The 17360-nt window shown below is 68.6% G+C and carries 12 protein-coding genes; all 12 read right to left on the reverse strand.

What is annotated here, in order from left to right:
• Nucleotides 1–244: 244 nt before the first annotated feature.
• The 12 genes from rnr to hemW all read right to left on the reverse strand — a co-directional run bounded on the left by rnr (nucleotide 245) and on the right by hemW (nucleotide 17356).
• On the reverse strand, nucleotides 245–2536 hold the full coding sequence (gene rnr, locus Q8O14_01555) for a ribonuclease R (GenBank protein ID MDP2359427.1): 2292 nt from the start codon (nucleotides 2534–2536) through the stop codon (nucleotides 245–247).
• Nucleotides 2537–2572: 36 nt separating this feature from the next.
• Nucleotides 2573–3430, reverse strand: a complete 858-nt coding sequence (gene prmC, locus Q8O14_01560; protein ID MDP2359428.1) for a peptide chain release factor N(5)-glutamine methyltransferase — start codon at nucleotides 3428–3430, stop codon at nucleotides 2573–2575.
• Nucleotides 3427–4506 carry a peptide chain release factor 1 gene (prfA, locus tag Q8O14_01565; protein MDP2359429.1) on the reverse strand — a complete coding sequence of 360 codons (1080 nt, stop codon included), beginning with the start codon at nucleotides 4504–4506 and terminating at the stop codon, nucleotides 3427–3429. Before prfA ends, prmC begins: the two co-directional genes overlap by 4 nt.
• A gap of 16 nt (nucleotides 4507–4522) precedes the next feature.
• Nucleotides 4523–5494 (reverse strand): DUF1385 domain-containing protein, encoded by a 972-nt coding sequence (locus tag Q8O14_01570; protein MDP2359430.1) that lies wholly within the window; start codon nucleotides 5492–5494, stop codon nucleotides 4523–4525.
• Between the two features lie 21 nt (nucleotides 5495–5515).
• Nucleotides 5516–5725 (reverse strand): 50S ribosomal protein L31, encoded by a 210-nt coding sequence (rpmE, locus tag Q8O14_01575; protein MDP2359431.1) that lies wholly within the window; start codon nucleotides 5723–5725, stop codon nucleotides 5516–5518.
• A gap of 88 nt (nucleotides 5726–5813) precedes the next feature.
• Nucleotides 5814–7382 (reverse strand): transcription termination factor Rho, encoded by a 1569-nt coding sequence (gene rho / locus Q8O14_01580; protein MDP2359432.1) that lies wholly within the window; start codon nucleotides 7380–7382, stop codon nucleotides 5814–5816.
• A gap of 10 nt (nucleotides 7383–7392) precedes the next feature.
• Nucleotides 7393–7893, reverse strand: a complete 501-nt coding sequence (locus tag Q8O14_01585) for a VOC family protein (protein ID MDP2359433.1) — start codon at nucleotides 7891–7893, stop codon at nucleotides 7393–7395.
• On the reverse strand, nucleotides 7890–8567 hold the full coding sequence (locus tag Q8O14_01590) for an MBL fold metallo-hydrolase (GenBank protein ID MDP2359434.1): 678 nt from the start codon (nucleotides 8565–8567) through the stop codon (nucleotides 7890–7892). Before Q8O14_01590 ends, Q8O14_01585 begins: the two co-directional genes overlap by 4 nt.
• Nucleotides 8568–8747: 180 nt before the next feature.
• Nucleotides 8748–11021: an NADP-dependent malic enzyme gene (locus Q8O14_01595; GenBank protein MDP2359435.1), complete on the reverse strand. Its 2274-nt coding sequence runs from the start codon at nucleotides 11019–11021 to the stop codon at nucleotides 8748–8750.
• 49 nt (nucleotides 11022–11070) lie between these two features.
• A complete protein-coding gene (locus Q8O14_01600; protein MDP2359436.1) occupies nucleotides 11071–13035 on the reverse strand; it encodes an HD domain-containing phosphohydrolase in 1965 nt (654 codons plus the stop codon).
• 109 nt (nucleotides 13036–13144) lie between these two features.
• Entirely contained in the window at nucleotides 13145–16060 is a 2916-nt protein-coding gene (gene uvrA, locus Q8O14_01605) for an excinuclease ABC subunit UvrA (GenBank protein MDP2359437.1), read from the reverse strand.
• A gap of 81 nt (nucleotides 16061–16141) precedes the next feature.
• A complete protein-coding gene (hemW, locus tag Q8O14_01610) occupies nucleotides 16142–17356 on the reverse strand; it encodes a radical SAM family heme chaperone HemW (GenBank protein MDP2359438.1) in 1215 nt (404 codons plus the stop codon).
• Nucleotides 17357–17360: the final 4 nt, after the last annotated feature.

A 17360-nucleotide genomic window follows, 5' to 3' on the forward strand; every position in this document is an offset into this window, starting at 1 on the left:
CTGTCTTATCCCGCTCATGCCCGCTCGAGCCGCCCATGCAAAACATGGGCTAAACTCACGCGAAGCGCGAGCCGGGAACCGCCGTCCGAAGACAGCGGTGGCGTGGCCATTTCTTTGCTTCCCTTGTGCTGTCAAAGAGCAGGTTCATCGCCTGTCTTCAGGCGAGGACACACAAGGTATCGTCAGCCTGAGGCATTGTCAACAGTCGGTTAGAAAATTGTGTCGCCTCCGACCCACTTCTTGCCTATGCGCGACGCCCGCGGGAACGCGGACCGCGCCCCCTGGCGGGCACTCCTGCCAGCACCTTGCGCTCGGGTGTGGCCGGTGCGGCGCTTGCCTCCTCGTCAAAGGAGAGCAGCCGGAAGTCCACTTCCCGATTCTCCGCGTTGGCGCGTAAAACCTGCACCTGCAGCCGGTCGCCGATGCGGATCCGCCGCCCGCCCCGTCGGCTGCGCAGCTCCCAGGCCTGCTCGTGGTAGTCCCAATAATCGTCCGGCAGCTCGGCCAGCGGAATCAACCCCTCGGCCAGCGAGTCCTCCAGCTCCACGAAGACGCCGAAGCGCTCCACGCCGCGCACGCGGCCCCAGAAGTCCTCCCCCAGACGCTTCTGCAGATAAAGCACCTGCTTCATCTTGTTGGCGGCCCGCTCCGCCTCCAGGGCCACCAACTCCCGCTGGCTGCTGTGCCTGGACGGCGTCTCCAGCGTCTCGGCCGCCGGTGCCGCCCCCCGCTTCAGCATGGCCTTGAGCAGCCGGTGCACAAGCAGGTCCGGATAGCGCCGAATGGGCGAGGTGAAATGGGCGTAGTGTTCGAAGCCCAGCCCGAAGTGGCCGACGTTGTGGGGCGAGTACTGCGCCTTCATCATGGAGCGCAGGGCCAGTTGCTGCAGGAAGGCCGCCTCGGGGCGATCGGCGGCCGCCGCCAGCAGGCGCTGCCAGTCCGCCACCGCGGCCAGTTCGGGCACCGGTCGAAAGCCCAGATGGTCGAGGGCGGCCCGGAAACGCTCCAGTTTCTCCCCGGCGGGTGCCTCATGGATGCGGTAGACGCAGGCGCGCTTGGCCCCGCCCAGCGCCTCCGCCACGCAGCGATTGGCCAGCAGCATGAACTCCTCGATGAGGAAATTCGCCTCGCGGCTCACGCGGCGGCCGATCTCCAGCGGTTCTCCCTGTTCATCCAGGTGAAAAACCGGCTCGGGCAGGGCGAAGTCGAGGGCGCCCTTCTGCAGGCGCAGACGCTTGAGCAGCCGCCAGAGGCGATCCATCTGGCGGAGCGATTCCAGGATCTCCCCCTCCTCCCCTCCGGGCTGATTGCCGGCGGCGAAGGCCTCCAGCAACCCCTGCACCTCCTCGTAGCTGAAGCGGCGACGGGATCGGATCAGGCTGGGCCCCAGCTCCACCGAGCGCACGGCGCCGCGTGGTCCGATCGTCATCAGGGCTGTGAAGCAGTAGCGGTCGCGCCCTTCCTGCAGGCTGCAGAGTCCGCTGGAAAGGGCATGGGGCAGCATGGGGACCACCTCGCCGGGCAGGTAGATGCTGAGGCCGCGTCGCAGGGCCTCGCGGTCCAGCGCGCCGCCGGGACTGACGAAGTGGGAGACGTCGGCGATGTGGACGCCCAACAGCCAGCCCCCGTCCGGCTGGGCCTTGATGGAGACGGCGTCATCAAAGTCCTTGGCGTCGGCCGGGTCGATGGTGAAGATGCACTGCCCGCGCAGGTCCATGCGGCCCTCGTGCGCGGCCAGGTCCTCCTCCCTGAAGCGGGACGCCTCCTGCAGCGCGGCGCGGGGAAACTCGCCGGGCAGGTTGAACTCGGCCTTGACCCGTTCCTGATGCCAGGCCGCTCCGCTGTCCGCGGGAAGCCGCTCCTCCACCTCCACCCACAAGGTGGTGGGAAGGGGCGCCTCATCGGGGTCGGGCAGAAGGCGGGCGCGCACCCGCTGGCCCACCGCCAGATCACCCGGCCGGGCTCCCTTGATCCTGACCAGGCCGCCGAAGCGCAGGCTTTCCGGCAGGACCACCCAATCCAGGCCGTAGCGCGCCACCTGCCCCACCACCCGCTCCAGCCGCCGCTCCTGCAGCGCCACCACCCGGCCCTCCCGCGAGGGACCGCCGCCCGTGAGTCGGACCTGGACGAGGTCGTCCTGCAGATAGCGGTCCAACTGGCTGCGGTGCAGGAAGACTCTGTCCGAACCGTCGTCCGGCTGCAGGAAGCCGTGCCCGGAGGGCTGGCGCAGCAGCACGCCGCTCAGCAGCCGGACCGGTCCGCCCGCCGTCCAGCGCCGCAGGTCGCCCTTGCGCGCCTCGCCGCGGGCGGCCATCTCCTCCAGCAGGGCGATGAAGTCGCCATAGGGCAGAGGCCGCCCCAGCAGGTTGTAAAGCGAGCGGGTCTTGAATCCGCGCGGCTGGCTCCCCAGCAGCTCCTGGATCCGTCCCCGCGTCTGCTCGCGCGCCTGGGCGGCCTTGTCACGCGGATCGGAGCCTGAGCCGCCCGGCTTCTTGCCCGCGGGGCGCGGTCGGGGTGTCTTGCGGTGCTGGGACATGATGGCTCCTTGCTGGCGGTTCCACCGGATCCGCCCTTATGTGGGCCGACAACCGCTCAGGAAGCGCGGTCGGCCGGACAGATCCCACCCCACCTCCAGGCTGTCGGCGCGGCCGGTAAACAGCTCCAGCAGAGCGGCGCCCTGGCTCTCCCCCATCTCCAGGTAGAAGCGTCCCCCCGGCACCAGCAGGCGGTCCAGGCCGCCGGCGAAGCGCCGGTAGAAGAGCAGTCCGTCCTCGCCGCCAAACAGGGCTTCCGCCGGCTCGTGCCCCAGCTCGGGCGCCAGGCTTCCTTGTTCGGGCAGGGAGACATAGGGCGGATTGGAGACCAGCAGATCGTGCCCCTCCCCGGGCCAGGCCTGCAGCAGGTTCAGCTGGCGGAACTCGATGCGCGAGGCCACGCCGTTGCGCTCCGCGTTGCCGCGCGCCACCTCCAGGGCCTCCCGGCTGCTGTCCACGGCCAGGATCCGGCAGTCGGGCAGCTCCTGGGCCAGGCTGATCGCCACGCAGCCCGATCCCGTCCCGGCGTCGAGGATGCGCAGGCCGGGACGGCCGGCCTCGTGGGCGAGGACCAGCTCGACCAGCTCCTCCGTCTCGGGACGCGGGATCAGCACGCGCGAATCCACCCGCAGCTCCGCCCGGCGGAAGGGCTGGTCGCCCAGGATGTACTGCAGGGGCTCCCCGGCCGCCCTCCGGCGCAGCAGATTCCGCAGCCGCTCCCGCTCGGCCCCGCCCACCGGCCGGTCGTGCTGCAAGTAGAGGTCGAGGCGCCGGCAACCCAGCACCCGGGCCGCCAGCTCGTCCGCCTCGCGCGCCGCGTTCGCCACACCCTTGGCCGCCAGCCAGTCGCGCGAAAGCCTCAAGAGGGCACCCAGGTCGGGGGGCGGGGCCGTCACGCCGCGTCCGGTCCGGGCCGTTCCAGGCGTTCCTTCAGGTCGGCCAGGCGCAAGGCGTCCAGCAGCTCGAGGAGGTCCCCCTCCATCACGCGGTCCAGCTTGTAGAGGGTCAGGTTGATGCGGTGGTCGGTGACCCGGTTCTGGGGAAAATTGTAGGTGCGGATCTTGGCGCTGCGGTCCCCCGTCGAGACCTGGCTGCGCCGCTCCGTGTCCTGGCGGGCCTTCTCCTCGGCCAGGCGGGCGTCATAGAGGCGGCTGCGCAGGACCTTGAGCGCCTTGTCCTTGTTCTTGTGCTGGCTCTTCTCGTCCTGGCAGGTCACGACCAGGCCGGTGGGCAGGTGGGTGATGCGGACGGCGGAGTCGGTGGTGTTGACGCTCTGGCCGCCGGGACCGCTGGAGCGGTAGACGTCGATGCGCAGGTCCTTCGCCTCGATCTGGACGTCCACCTCCTCCGCTTCGGGCAGCACGGCCACGCTGGCCGCCGAGGTATGGATGCGCCCCTGGCTTTCCGTGGCGGGGACCCGCTGCACGCGATGCACGCCGCCCTCGTACTTCATGCGGCCATAGGCCTCCTCCCCCGTCAGGCCGAAGATGACCTCCTTGAGTCCGCCCATGCCGCCCTCGGAGGCCTCCAGCACTTCCACGCGCCAGCCCAGCTGCTCGGCCAGGCGCTGGTACATGCGCATGAGATCGGCGACGAAGAGGGCGGCCTCCTCGCCCCCGGTGCCGGCGCGCAGCTCGACGATGCAGTTGCGCGAGTCGGCCGGATCCCGGGGCACGATGAGCAGATTGAAGTCCTCGGCCAGGCGGGCCGCCTCAGCGCGCGACTCCTCCAGCTGGGCCTCGGCCATCTCGCGCAGCTCCGGGTCGCTTTCGCTGGCCAGGATCTCGCGGGCTTCACGGACCCGGCCATCGGCCAGCGCCCAGGACCGACCCGTCTCCAGGATCTGCGCCAGGCGCTTGTGTTCGCGGCTCAGCTCCCGCCAGCGCTTCTGGTCGGTCATCGTCTCGGGCCGGCCCAGTTCTTCGCTGATCTGATCATGCCGCGCCTGCAGGCGCTTCAATCGTTCATGCATGGGATCTCCCCGCGGGCTAGACGAAATCGATGCGGGAGTTGAGGCCGTCCATCGGAAGGTTGAGGGAGGCGCGGATGGCCACCACCGCCACCTCGATCTGCGGGGCATCCGGTTCCCGCGTGGTGAGGCGCTGGAACCACAGGCCGGGGGCGATGAGCAACTGGATCAGCCCATGCCCGCGCCCGCGGTTGGAAAGCTGGAGCAGTTCGAAGGAGACGCCGGCCACGAGCGGAATGATGGGCAGATGCACCAGGAGGCGGTGCAGGACGCTGGAGAAAGGGCCATAGGCCTGGATCCAGAGGGAATCGAACACGGCGTAGACCAGCACCGTGGCCAGGGCCACCACCAGCAGGAAGCTGGTGCCGCAGCGGGGGTGGAAGCGCGTGTGGCGCAGAGCCTCCTCCACGGTGACCTGGCGGGTCTCCTCCCAGGCGTAGATGGACTTGTGCTCCGCGCCGTGGTAGGCGAAAAGCGTGCGCACCTCGCTCCAGCGCGAGATGGCCCACAAATAGGCCAGCAGCAGCGAGACGCGGATGAAGCCGACCAGCAGGTGGAAGAAGATCTGGTTGTCGCCCTGTCCCAACAGGGTGGAGGCGAGATAGGGCAGGTACATGAAGAGCAGGACACCCACCGCCAAGGCCAACAGCAGTGAAATGGCCGCCATCACCCGGTGCCCCAGGTCGTGCTCGGCCTGGGAGTCCGCCCCATACTGGGAGATCTCGGCGGACCAGTTGAGCGTGCGCGTGCCCAGGATCAGGGACTCCACCAACGAGAGCGCGCCCCGCAGCACGGGAACGCCCAGGATGGGATAGCGCCGGGCCAGGCTGTGGAACTCCTGCCGTCGCACCACGATGCGGTCTTCGTCGACACGCACGGCCGTCGCCACGAAGCCGGGCGCACGCATCATCACACCGTCGATGACCGCCTGCCCGCCGATGTTGACAGGAAGGGATGAGCTGGCTGCGGCGGCGTGCTTCGTCGAAGCCACCCGATCTCCGTTCTGGGGGGGCTACTTCTCGCCTTTGGCGTACTTCTTGTAGAACCGGTCGACGCGGCCGGTGGTGAAGATCTGCTTCTGCCGCCCCGTGAAGAAGGGGTGGCAGACATTGCACAGCTCCACTTTCATGTCCCCTTGCGTCGTCCGCGTCTGAAACGTGTTGCCGCAGGCGCAGGCAACCGTCGCCAGATCGTATTTCGGATGAATCTTGTCCTTCGGCATCGCTTGAATCCTCGCTTTGAAGCTGCAAAACATAGGCAAGACGCCGTCAAGGCGCAAGCCCCCCTGTGTCGGTCCGCACAGGAAAAGGTCATTTCATCATGATTTCGAAGAATTCCAAGTTGTTGCGGGTCAAACGCATCTTCTCAAGCATGAACTTCATGACCTCGATGGGGTGCTTCTCCCCCTGAAGGTTGCGCAGGATCCAGATCTTGTTGAGGGTCTTGTCATCCAGCAGCAGCTCTTCCTTGCGCGTGCCGGACTTGTTGATGTCGATGGCCGGATAGATGCGGGCATTGGACAGGTTGCGGTCCAGCACCAGTTCCATGTTGCCCGTGCCCTTGAACTCCTCGAAAATCACCTCGTCCATGCGGCTGCCCGTCTCGATCAGGGCGGTGGCGATGATCGTCAGGCTGCCGCCGCCCTCGATGTTGCGGGCGGCCCCGAAGAACTTCTTCGGCTCATAAAGGGCCACGGCATCCAGACCACCGGACAGGATGCGCCCGGAATGGGGCACCACCGCGTTGTAGGCGCGGCCCAGGCGGGTGATGGAGTCCAGCAGGATGACCACGTCGTGCCCGAACTCGACCAGGCGCTTGGCCTTCTCGATCACCATATTGGAAACCTGGATGTGGCGGTCCGGCTTCTCATCGAAGGTGGAGCTGATCACCTCGGCGTCGATGTGCCGCTCCATGTCGGTCACTTCCTCCGGACGTTCGTCGATCAAAAGGACGATCAGCTGAATTTCCGGATGGTTGGTGGTGATGGAGTTGGCGATCTTCTGCAGCAGGATGGTCTTGCCCGTGCGGGGCGGGGCCACGATCAGGCCGCGCTGCCCCATGCCGATGGGCGTGAAGAGGTCCATGATGCGCATGGAGAACTCCTTGGCCTCGCGCTCGAGCTTGATCTTCTTCTCCGGGTAAAGGGGCGTCAGGTTGTCGAAGAGCATCTTGTCCCGGCACTCGTCGGGATCGCAGTAGTTGACGGCCTCCACCTTGAGCAGGGCGAAGAAGCGCTCGTTGTCCTTGGGGGGACGGATCTGGCCGGAGACGACGTGTCCCTTGCGCAGGCTGAAGCGCTTGATCTGCGAAGGCGAGACGTAGATGTCCTCCGGCCCGGGCAGGTAGTTGGAGGCGCCGCTGCGCAGGAAGCCGTAGCCGTCGGGCAGGATCTCGAGCACGCCCTGGGCGAAGATGGCCCCATCCTTCTGGGCCTGGGCCTCGAGGATCTTGTAGACGAGGTCCGACTTGGACAGGCCGCCGGGATTGTCCACCCCGTAGGATTTGGCCAGGTCGAAGAGCTCGCGGATGGGGCGCTTCTCCAGCTCGGCGATGTTGAGCTTGGTGGCGTCCCCGGTGGTGACCGTGGCGTTGCCGCTCTCGTGCGCCACCGGCCCGGCGCCGGTCTCGGCCGCCTCGCCGCCCTCCACCGCTTCCGGAGCGGCCTGCGCCAATCCCGGCCGCTCCTCGGGCAGGGGCGTCTCCTCGACCGGCGGCTCCAGGTAGGGATCCACATCCACCGGCAGGCCCGTCTGCGGGTCGCGCCCGGGTCGTGAACCGAAGCCGTCTTGTTCGCCCGGCCCGCGTCCGGCCGGCCGCGTGCTCATGCCGGGGCGGCGAATGCGTCCGCCCGGGCGGTCTCCGTTGCGTGATTCGGACATGCTGGCCTCGCTACCAATTCTGTGTCAACATGATCGGGTTGCCATCTGGATCATGGAAGGTGGCATGGCGCCGCTCCCTTCCCCCCTCGACCGGATCGTCCTCAAACTCGATGCCGCGGGCCTCAAGGGCGGCGCGGGCCTCCGCCAGGTTCACCACCTCGAAGACCGGACAGCCACCGCCGCCACGGGGCACGGCGCCGCCGAAGGGCCAGACCTTGAGTCCCAGGTCCACGCCCTCCGCCCCGGTATTGAAGAGCGCCCAGCCACCCGGCTCATCCAGGAAGGCCAGCTTCAGGCCCACCTGGTCCCGGTAGTAGGTCACGCCCGAGCGCAGGTCGGCCACCCACAGCCAGACCATGGTCAACTGCTTGAGCCCTTCCAGCTCGACGTCGCGGCGGGTCCGCCGGACGCGGGGGCGGGCCTCGACGGCAGCCGGCGCGGCGACGGACGGTTCCGGGCCGCCTTTGACCGGCTTCTTGTCGGCCTTGGGTGGAGTCGACTTGCCTTTCATGCCTCGTCTCCCTCTTCGCACTGCAGAATGGGGTTGTGCCGCCGCTCATGCGCCACCGTCGTCTCGCCGTAATGCCCGGGCAGCAGGCGCGTTTCGCCGGGAAGACTCAGGATGCGGCCCATCAACGAGGCTCTGAGCATGGCGAAGGACCCTCCCGGCAGGTCCGTGCGGCCGAAACCGCCGGCGAAGATGGTGTCGCCGGTCAGGAGAACCGGACCCCCCGCCGTCTCCAGGCGCAGGCACACGCTGCCCGGACTATGGCCCGGCGTGGACACCACCTCCACCTCGCCCTGGCCCAGGGGGAGGCGCTGACCGTCGCGCAGGGGAAGCGGTCCCGCCGGCGCCGCCTCCAGTCGGAACCCGTACCAGGCCCCGTGATCCACCAGGCTGTCATAGAGGAACCGGTCGGCTGGATGCAGATGCACAGGGCATTGGTAGCGCCGCACCAGCTCGGCGCAGCCGGCCACATGGTCCAGGTGGCCGTGGGTGAGCAGGATGCGCTCCACCACCAGTCCGCGCCGGACGAGCGCTTCCATCAGCGGATCGGCCTCCATGCCCGGATCCACCACCGTGGCGGCGCCTCCCGGCGGGACCAGCAACCAAGCGTTGGTCTCGAAGGGGCCAAGGGAGAAGGCTTCCAGGGAAAGGGTCCCTGTCGGGCTGAGGGCCTGCATCACGCCGACACGCTCGCTGAACCGTCCATATCTAAAACGGGGAACTTCAGGGGACCGGAAGGCGGGCCTGACAGGTCGCACCTGCTTCAAAGCGCTGTCAAAGTAGCGCTTGCCAAGTGGGGGCACAAGGCCTCTCCGAGCATCGGAGAGGCCCTGGCCCCTGTTCAGCGTTGCGAGCGGTCAGCGGTCGCTGCGGGCGCGGGCATCCACCACCGTGACGGCCGTCAGGTTGACGATCTCCGCCACGTCGGCCCCCCGCTGCAGGATGTTGACCGGGTACTCGTTGCCGATGAGGATCGGCCCCACCGCCACCGCGCCCGCTGCCTTGATGAGCAGCTTGTAGGCGATGTTGGCGCTGGTCATGTCCGGGAAGATGAGGACGTTGGCCTCGTCATCCAGCCTGTTGAAGTTGTAGCGACCGGTGAGCAGCTCGGCGCTGAGGGCGGTGTCGGCCTGCATGTCGCCGTCCACCTGGAAATCCACGCCGCGGGCATGGAGCAACTCCACCGCCTGGCGCACCCGCTGGGCCCCCTCGTCCGTGGTGCTGCCGAAGTTGGAGTGGTTGAGCAGGGCCACCCTTGGCTCGTAGCCGAACTGCCGGGCCAGGCGGGCGGTGCCCACCGCGTACTCGGCCAGATCGTGGGCGGTCGGCTTCACCTTGACCGTGGTGTCGGCCACGAAGAGGACGCGGCTGCCCACGAAGAGCAGATAGATGCCGGCGGCGCGCGGCGCATTGGCCTCCTTGCCGTAGAGCAGCTGCATGACCGGACGCAGGCTGTCCGGGTAGTGCATGTCGGCGCCGGACACCATGCCGTCGGCCAGGCCCTGGCGCACCAGCATGGCGCCCAGGGTCACGGGGTCGCGGCGCAGTTGGCTGTCCGCCTCGCTCAAGGTGATGCCGCGCCGGGCGCGCAGCTGATGCAGGGCCTCCACCAGCTCCTGATGCTTCTCGTGGCGGCCCGGATGGATGACCGTGACCTTGCCCAGGTCCAGGTCGTGCTCCCCCGCCCAGGTCGTGATGATGTCCTGCCGTCCGACGAGGATGGGATGGGCGATGCCGTCCGCCACCAGCTGCTTGGCCGCCATCAGGACCTTGTCGTACTCGCCCTCGGGGAAGACGATGCGCTTGGGGGAAAGCCGGGCCCGGTCCAGCACGCCACCCATGATCGCCATGTGGCGACCCAGGCGCTTCTGCAGGGTGCGGCGATAGGCTTCGATCCAGGCCTCAGGATCGTCGATGCGGATGCGCGCCACGCCCGTGTCAATGGCGGCCCGGGCCACGGCCGGAGCCACGTAGAGCAGCACGCGCTGGTCAAAAGGCTTGGGGATGATGTACTCGGGGCCGAAGGCGAAGGGCACGTTGCCATAGGCGCGGAAGACGCTCTCCGGCACGTCCTGGCGGGCCAGCTCGGCCAGGGCCAAGCTGGCGGCGACCTTCATCTCCTCGTTGATGCGGCTGGCCCGCACGTCCAGCGCGCCGCGGAAGATGAAGGGAAAGCCCAGCACGTTGTTGACCTGGTTGGGGAAGTCGCTGCGTCCCGTCGCCATGATGATGTCGTCGCGCACGGCCTTGGCCTCGGCGGGCATGATCTCTGGGTCGGGATTGGCCATGGCGAAGACGATGGGATTGGGCGCCATGGAGCGGATCATGTCCTGGCTGAAAGCGCCCTTGGCGGACAGGCCGACGGCCACGTCGGCGCCCGCGAAGGCCTCGTCCAGGGTGCGCAGCGCTGTCTCCTTGGCGAAGATCTCCTTGTACTTGTTGAGCTTGTCGCGCCCCTTGTAGATGACGCCGTTCGTGTCGCACATGGTGATGTTCTCAAGCTTCGCGCCCAGGCGGACGTAGAGCTTGGAGCAGGAGATGCCGGAGGCTCCCGCCCCGTTCACCACGATCTTGATCTCGTCCATCTTCTTGCCTGCCAGCTCCACCGCGTTGAGCAGGGCGGCGGCGCTGATGATGGCGGTGCCGTGCTGGTCGTCATGGAAGACGGGGATGTCCAGCATCTCGATGAGGCGCTCCTCGATCTCGAAGCACTCGGGCGCCTTGATGTCCTCCAGGTTGATGCCGCCGAAGGTGGGCGAGATGAGCTGGGCCGTCTGGATGATCTTCTCCGGGTCCATGGTGTCCACTTCGATGTCGTAGACGTCCACGTCGGCGAATCTCTTGAAGAGGACGCCCTTGCCCTCCATCACCGGCTTGCCCGCCAGGGCGCCCAGGTTGCCCAGGCCCAGCACGGCCGTGCCGTTGGACAGGACGGCCACCAGATTGCCCTTGTTGGTGTATTCGTAAGCGTCGCTGGGATTCTTGTGGATCTCCCGGCAGGGCTCGGCCACGCCCGGGGTGTAGGCCATGGACAGGTCGCGGGCCGTCGTGCAGGGCTTGCAGGGAACGGATTCCAGCTTCCCCTTGCGTTCTCGGGAATGGTACTCAAGGGCCTCTTCGCGCGTGATCATGTGACGCTCCTTGTCTCTTATTGTGAACGACTTGGTGTCGTCGACCGTATCAAACGGCGGAGGGACGCTCCGCGGCGTGGATGGCCTGGTGGATGCGGCGCTGGACAAAGAGGTCGAGCAGATCGCGATCCACCTTGCCGTGGTTGGCCTCCCAGCTCAGGATGTCGAGGGCCTGCTCGTGGGACACGGCCTTCTTGTAGGGCCGGTCGGAGGCCGTCAGCGCGTCGTAGATGTCGGCAATGGTCATCATGCGGCTGCCCGCCGGTATCTGCTCGGGACCCAGGCGGCGGGGATAGCCGCTGCCGTCCAGCTTCTCATGGTGGGCGTAGGCGATGACCGGCACCTGGGCCAGGCCGCGCGTCCAGGGGATGCGGCGCAGGAAGTTCCAGGTGTGGACGACGTGGCCCTGCATGTCGTCCCACTCCTCCGGCGTGAGGCTGCCGCGGGGAATGGACAGGATCTTCAGTTCCTCCGCGTCGAGCAGGGGCCGCTCGACGCCCGTCGCGTCGCGGAAGCGGAAGCGGTGGATCTCCTCCAGGCGGGCGGGGGCCTCGGCGGGCAGGACGCTGGGCTCGTTGGCCTGGACCACCAGACGCAGCCACTCCTCGAGGCGGGCCAGTTCCGCCGACAACTCCTCCTCCAGCCCTTCCTGGCCTTTGTCGCCGCGCGCCAGCAGGTCCAGGCGGCAGCGCAGGGAGCGGATCTGCGCATCCTGGCGCACCCACTCGAAGCGGCTCACCAGCTCGCCCAGGCGAAAATGGAGCAGCTTCTTGGGCTTGGTCAGCACCTCCTCGCGCACGCCCACCTTGCCGAAGTCGTGGAGCAGGCTGGCGTAGCGGATCTCCTTGAGGTTCTCCTCGCCCAGGCGCAGGCCGCCGTAAGCGCCCTCGGTCGCCTGGTCCGCCGCCCGCGCCAGGGCGACGGTCAGCTCGGCCACACGGAAACTGTGGCCACTGGTGGTGGGATCGCGGGATTCAATGGCGGTCACGCTCGCCTCGACGAAGCCCTCGAAAAGGCGCTCGATGTCGTGGTAGAGGCGGTTGTTCTCGATGGAGACGGCGGCCTGGCCGGCGATGGCCATGATCAGATCCTTGTGCGCCACCGTGAAGGGCTGGGTCATATCCTCCAACTCGCGCAGGTCGGCCGCGCGCCGGCGGCTGTCCCCCTTGGCGTTGATCAGCTGGATGACACCCAGGATCTGGCCCAGGTGGTTGACGAGGGGCACGACGAGCATGCTTTTGGTGCGATAGCCCACCGTGCGGTCGTAACTGGGATCGAAGCGGTACTCCAACTCTGGGTCCAGCTGGTAGGCATCCTCGACGAGGAGGGGGTTGCCCGTGGTCGCCACATAGCCCGCCACGCTGCTGGTGGTCAGCGGCATGGTGAACTCCTCGAAGCGGCGGTGCTGGATGAGGGAGCGCGTGTCGGTGATGGAGAAGCGCAGTCGGGCCCCGCCCTCCGCCTCCTCGACCAGGAAGATGGAGCCGGCGTCGGCGCCGGTCAGGTCCATGCTCTTGGTCAGCATGAGGCGCAGCAGGCGGCGGTGGTCCTTCTCCGCGGTCAGCTGCTTGCCGATGGTGAGGATCTCGTCCAGATCGCTGCTGTAACGGTCCATGCAGCCCTCGAGGGCGAGCACGGTCTCCCCCGCCATATGCAGCTCGAAGATGCCGCGCAGGGCGATGGCGGCCGCCTCCATCTCGGCCTCCCGCCCCAGGACGGCATGGAGCAGGCCAAGGGGCAGGCCCGCCGCCTGCCAGTCGGAGAGCGGCCCGGCATAGACGACGCGCAACTGCAGGGGATCGAAAGGCTCCAGGCGCTGGAGCAGGAGCGCCCCATCGGCCAGATCCGCCGGCTGCAGGAGCAGCGCCACCTGCTCGTCCGGCCGGTGGGCCAGCCGGGCCACGCCCGGGAGGAGGCGCGGACGCACACCCGTGTCCTCCAGCAGGCCGCTGATCGGCTCCAGCCAGTCGGCGCGGGTCAGGAGTATGTGTAACTGGTCAATATCCGGCCGCACGTGTGTCTCGCATCTTGGGGCGCCAGCAATGTAGGTGTGCGGCCCCTCCTTCGCCACCGCGCCGGGTGGCGGACGGGCTGAGGACCCGGCGCTATTTCTGATCCTTCGTTCATTTTCCAGCGCGGCGGGATCGACCCCGCGGCGCCACCCGGCCGCCGGCCTCCGGGGCGGCGGGGGCGGACACCGCCAGGAGCAGGGGCGCCAGGAAGCGGCCCGTGTGGCTGTCCGGACAGGCCGCCACTTCCTCCGGCGTGCCGGCGGCCACCACCCGCCCCCCTGCGGCGCCGCCCTCCGGTCCCAGGTCGATGAGGTGGTCGGCGCACTTGATCACGTCCAGGTTGTGCTCGATCACCACCACCGTGTTGCCGCGGTCCACCAGACGCTGCAGGACGCGCAGGAGCAGCTCGATATCGGCGAAGTGCAGGCCGGTGGTCGGTTCGTCCAGGATGTAGATGGTGCGGCCGGTGGCGCGCCGGGAGAGCTCGGCCGACAGCTTGACGCGCTGGGCCTCGCCGCCCGAGAGGGTGGTGGCCTGCTGCCCCAGGTGGACATAGCCCAGCCCCACCTCGAGCAGGGTGCGCAGGCGGGACTGGAGGCGCGGGATGGCCTCGAAAAAGGCGCCCGCCTCCTCCACCGTCATCTCCAGCACGTCGGCGATGGAGCGCCCCCGGTACTTCACTTCCAGGGTCTCGCTGTTGTAGCGGCGGCCCTTGCAGATCTCGCAGGGGACGTAGACGTCCGGCAGGAAGTGCATCTCGATGCGGATGATGCCGTCCCCCTGGCAGGACTCGCAGCGCCCGCCCTTCACGTTGAAGGAGAAGCGTCCTGGCGCGTAGCCCCTCATGCGCGATTCCGGCAGGCCGGCGAAGAGGTCGCGGATGAGGGTGAAGAGGCCCGTGTAGGTGGCCGGATTGGAGCGCGGAGTGCGCCCGATGGGGCTTTGGTCGATGACGATCGCCTTGTCCAGATGCTCCAGCCCGCTGGCCCGGCCATGGGGCATGGGCAGGACGCGGGCGCCCATCAGCTCCCGCGCCAGCAATTTGGAGAGCGTCTCGTTGACGGCTGTGGACTTGCCCGAGCCGGAGACCCCGGTGACGCAGGTGAGGGCGCCCAGGGGCAGGTCCAGGGCGATCCCGCGCAGGTTGTTGCCGCGCAGGCCCTCCACCCGCAGGCGCTGGCCGTTGCCCGGACGGCGGGCGGCGGGAACGGGGATGAGGCGCTCGTCTTTGAGGAAGCGCCCGGTCACGCTGTGGGGGTTCGCCATGATCTGGGCGGGCGTGCCCTGGCTCACCACTTCTCCGCCGTGGACCCCCGCCCCCGGCCCCAGGTCCAGCACCTCGTCGGCGGCCAGGATGGTGTCGCGGTCGTGCTCCACCACGATCACCGTGTTGCCCAGGTCGCGCAGACGCTGCAGGGTCCGGATGAGGCGCTCGTTGTCCCGCTGGTGGAGGCCGATGGAGGGCTCGTCCAGGATATAGAGGACGCCCGTCAGCTGGCTGCCGATCTGCGTGGCGAGGCGGATGCGCTGCGCCTCGCCCCCCGACAGGGTGCCGGCCGCCCGCGCCAGGTCCAGGTAATCCAGTCCCACGTTGACCAGGAAGCCGAGGCGCTCGCGCACCTCCTTGAGAATGGGCGCGGCGATGAGGTCCTGCGCGCCGTCCAAGTGCAACTGCTCGAAGAAGGCGAGAGCCGCGCGGGTGGAGAGGGCGCAGAGCTGCATGATGTCTCGCCCGCCCACCGTCACCGCCAGCGACTCCGGCTTGAGGCGGTGCCCCTGGCAGCCCGGGCAGGGCCGGCTGCTCATGAAGCGCTCGATCCACTCGCGGATGGATTGGCTTTGCGTCTGGCGGTAGCGGCGCTCCAGGTTGGGGATGATCCCCTCCCAGCGCGAGGAGTACTCCCAGAAGCCCTTGCCCTGCCGGGCGGCGCCGCGGAAACGGATCTCATCCTGGGTGCCCTGCAGGATGACGGCGCGATGCTCCTCCTTCAGCTTGCGCCAGGGCGTGTCCAGGCTGAAGCCCAGGGCCTGCCCCACCTGGGCCAGGGCTTTCAGGGTCCAGATCTCGCCGTGGGCGGAGTCGCCACCGTCCCCCATCGTGCCGATCGCCCCCTCGCGCAGGCTGCGCTCGGGGGCCACCACCACCAGCTCCGGGTCCAGCACCATCTGGTGGCCGATCCCCGAGCACTCGGGGCAGGCGCCGAAGGGGCTGTTGAAGGAGAAGAGGCGGGGGGCCAGCTCCTCGATGGAGACGCCGTGCTCGGGGCAGGCGAAGTGCAGGCTGTGGAGGCGCTCGCCGCCCCCCTCGGCGCCTTCCAGCAGGACGCGCACCAATCCCCCGCCCAGGGTCAGGGCCGTTTCCACCGACTCGAAGAGGCGGCTGCGGATCCCCGCCTTGACGACCAGGCGGTCCACCACCACGTCGATGTCGTGCTTGAAGGTCTTGGCCAGACCCTGCTCCACCTCCTCGATGGGCAGCACTCTGCCGTCCACCCTCACCCGCAGGTAGCCGTTCTTGCGCACCTGCTGGAAGAGGTCGCGGAACTCGCCCTTGCGGCCCCGCACCAGGGGCGCCAGGATCTGCAGGCGCCGGCCCTCGCCCTCGGCCTCCACCAGGTTGACGATCTCCTCCGGACTCTGGCGATGGATGGCCCGGCCGCAGGTGGTGCAGTGGGGCACGCCCACGTTGCCAAAGAGGAGGCGCAGGTAGTCGTAGATCTCGGTCACCGTCCCCACCGTGGAGCGCGGGTTGCGGTGCGTGCTCTTCTGCTCGATGGAGATGGCCGGGGAGAGGCCCTCGATCGTGTCCACGTCCGGCTTCTCCATCAGCCCCAGGAACTGGCGGGCGTAGGAGGAAAGGCTTTCCACATAGCGCCGCTGGCCCTCGGCGTAGAGGGTGTCGAAGGCGAGGCTGGACTTGCCGCTGCCCGACAGGCCGGTGATGACCACCAGCTGGTTGCGCGGAATGTCCACGTTGATGTTCTTGAGGTTGTGCTCGCGCGCACCCCTGACGCGGATGTACTCCATGGATCTGACCTTCTCATGATTCTGCTTCAGCTCGATATCGATATCGATATGGAAACGCCGGCACTGGAAGCTATCGGAGCGTCAGTCCGCCAGGCGCAGGACGATCTCGTCCAGCAGCAACCACTGTTCCGGCGCCAGCACCAAGGCCGGCCCCGCCGGATGCCGGGCGTGTCCGCCGAAGAGGCGGCGCTCCAGCCAGCGGCGGCCCCGCCCGCCCCGCTCCCGCGGTCCGTGCCGACCCAGCTGCCGCGCCCGCTCGCGCAGGGCCTGGACGCGCCCGGCGCCGTAGCGCTCCTCCAGGGCGGCGAGATCCAGCCCGCCCCGCCAGCGCAAGCCCAGGAAGAGGGACTCCAGCCAGCGCTCCGCCCCGCCCAGCTCCTCCTCCGGCCAATCCGGCTGGCGGCCCTCCTCGGCGGCCATGGCAAAGGCGCGCCAGTCGGCCGGGAAGCGGCGTCGCCGGCGCCGGCCGTCCTCCGTCCAGGCCGAGACGGCGCTGGGACCCACCGCCAGGACATCCTCCTCCCGCCAGTAAGAGGAATTGTGCCGGGCGGCGTGGCCGGGCAGGGCGAAGTTGGACACCTCGTAATGCTGGTAGCCGGCGCGACGCAGGGTCCGCGAAAGGCGAAGATACAAGGGGGCTGCCCGCTCCTCGTCCAGCGGCTGGATCCGCCCCTCCCGCCGCCGCGCATCCAGGGCCGTGCCCGGCTCGAAACCCAGGCCATAGGCCGAGACATGCTCGGGGCGGCAGCTGAGGAGTTCCGCCACTTCGCCATCCAGCTCGGCCTCGTCCTGGCCGGGCAGCAAGACGATGAGGTCCAGGCAGAGATCGGGGATGCCGCTGGCCCGCACCTGGTCGATGGCGCGGCGCGCCTGGCCCGGGCGATGGAGGCGATCGAGCTGGGCCAGGCGGGTCGGGCGGAAGCTCTGCACGCCCAGAGAAGCCCGGGTCACGCCCAGACTGGCCAGGTGGGCCAGCCAGGCGGGGCGGACGCTCTCCGGGTTCATCTCCACCGTGATCTCGGCGCCGGGCGCCAGGCTGCCCTCCAGCAACCCGCCCGCTCCCAGCAGGCGGGTGAAGAAGCCGGCGGGCAGAAGGCTGGGCGTTCCGCCGCCAACATAGAGGGTCGCCACCGGCCGGCCGCGCCAGGGACCGTCCGCCAGCAGGCGCCCGGTGACCGCCAACAGGCTGGCGGCGGCCCGCTCCACCTCGCCCGCGCCCGCCGGCAGGCTGTAGAAGTCGCAGTAACCGCACTTGGCGGTGCAGAAGGGGGTGTGCAGATAGAGGCCGAAACTCACGGGG

This window comes from bacterium (assembly GCA_030685015.1).
GTDB lineage: Bacteria > CAIWAD01 > CAIWAD01 > CAIWAD01 > CAIWAD01 > CAIWAD01.

Coding starts and splice junctions, on each gene's coding strand:
- rnr (MDP2359427.1), bottom strand. CDS start 2,536: ATGTCCCAGCACCGCAAGACACCCCGACCGCGCCCCGCGGGCAAGAAG.
- prfA (MDP2359429.1), bottom strand. CDS start 4,506: ATGCATGAACGATTGAAGCGCCTGCAGGCGCGGCATGATCAGATCAGC.
- rpmE (MDP2359431.1), bottom strand. CDS start 5,725: ATGCCGAAGGACAAGATTCATCCGAAATACGATCTGGCGACGGTTGCC.
- rho (MDP2359432.1), bottom strand. CDS start 7,382: ATGTCCGAATCACGCAACGGAGACCGCCCGGGCGGACGCATTCGCCGC.
- Q8O14_01585 (MDP2359433.1), bottom strand. CDS start 7,893: ATGAAAGGCAAGTCGACTCCACCCAAGGCCGACAAGAAGCCGGTCAAA.
- Q8O14_01590 (MDP2359434.1), bottom strand. CDS start 8,567: ATGCAGGCCCTCAGCCCGACAGGGACCCTTTCCCTGGAAGCCTTCTCC.
- Q8O14_01595 (MDP2359435.1), bottom strand. CDS start 11,021: ATGATCACGCGCGAAGAGGCCCTTGAGTACCATTCCCGAGAACGCAAG.
- uvrA (MDP2359437.1), bottom strand. CDS start 16,060: ATGGAGTACATCCGCGTCAGGGGTGCGCGCGAGCACAACCTCAAGAAC.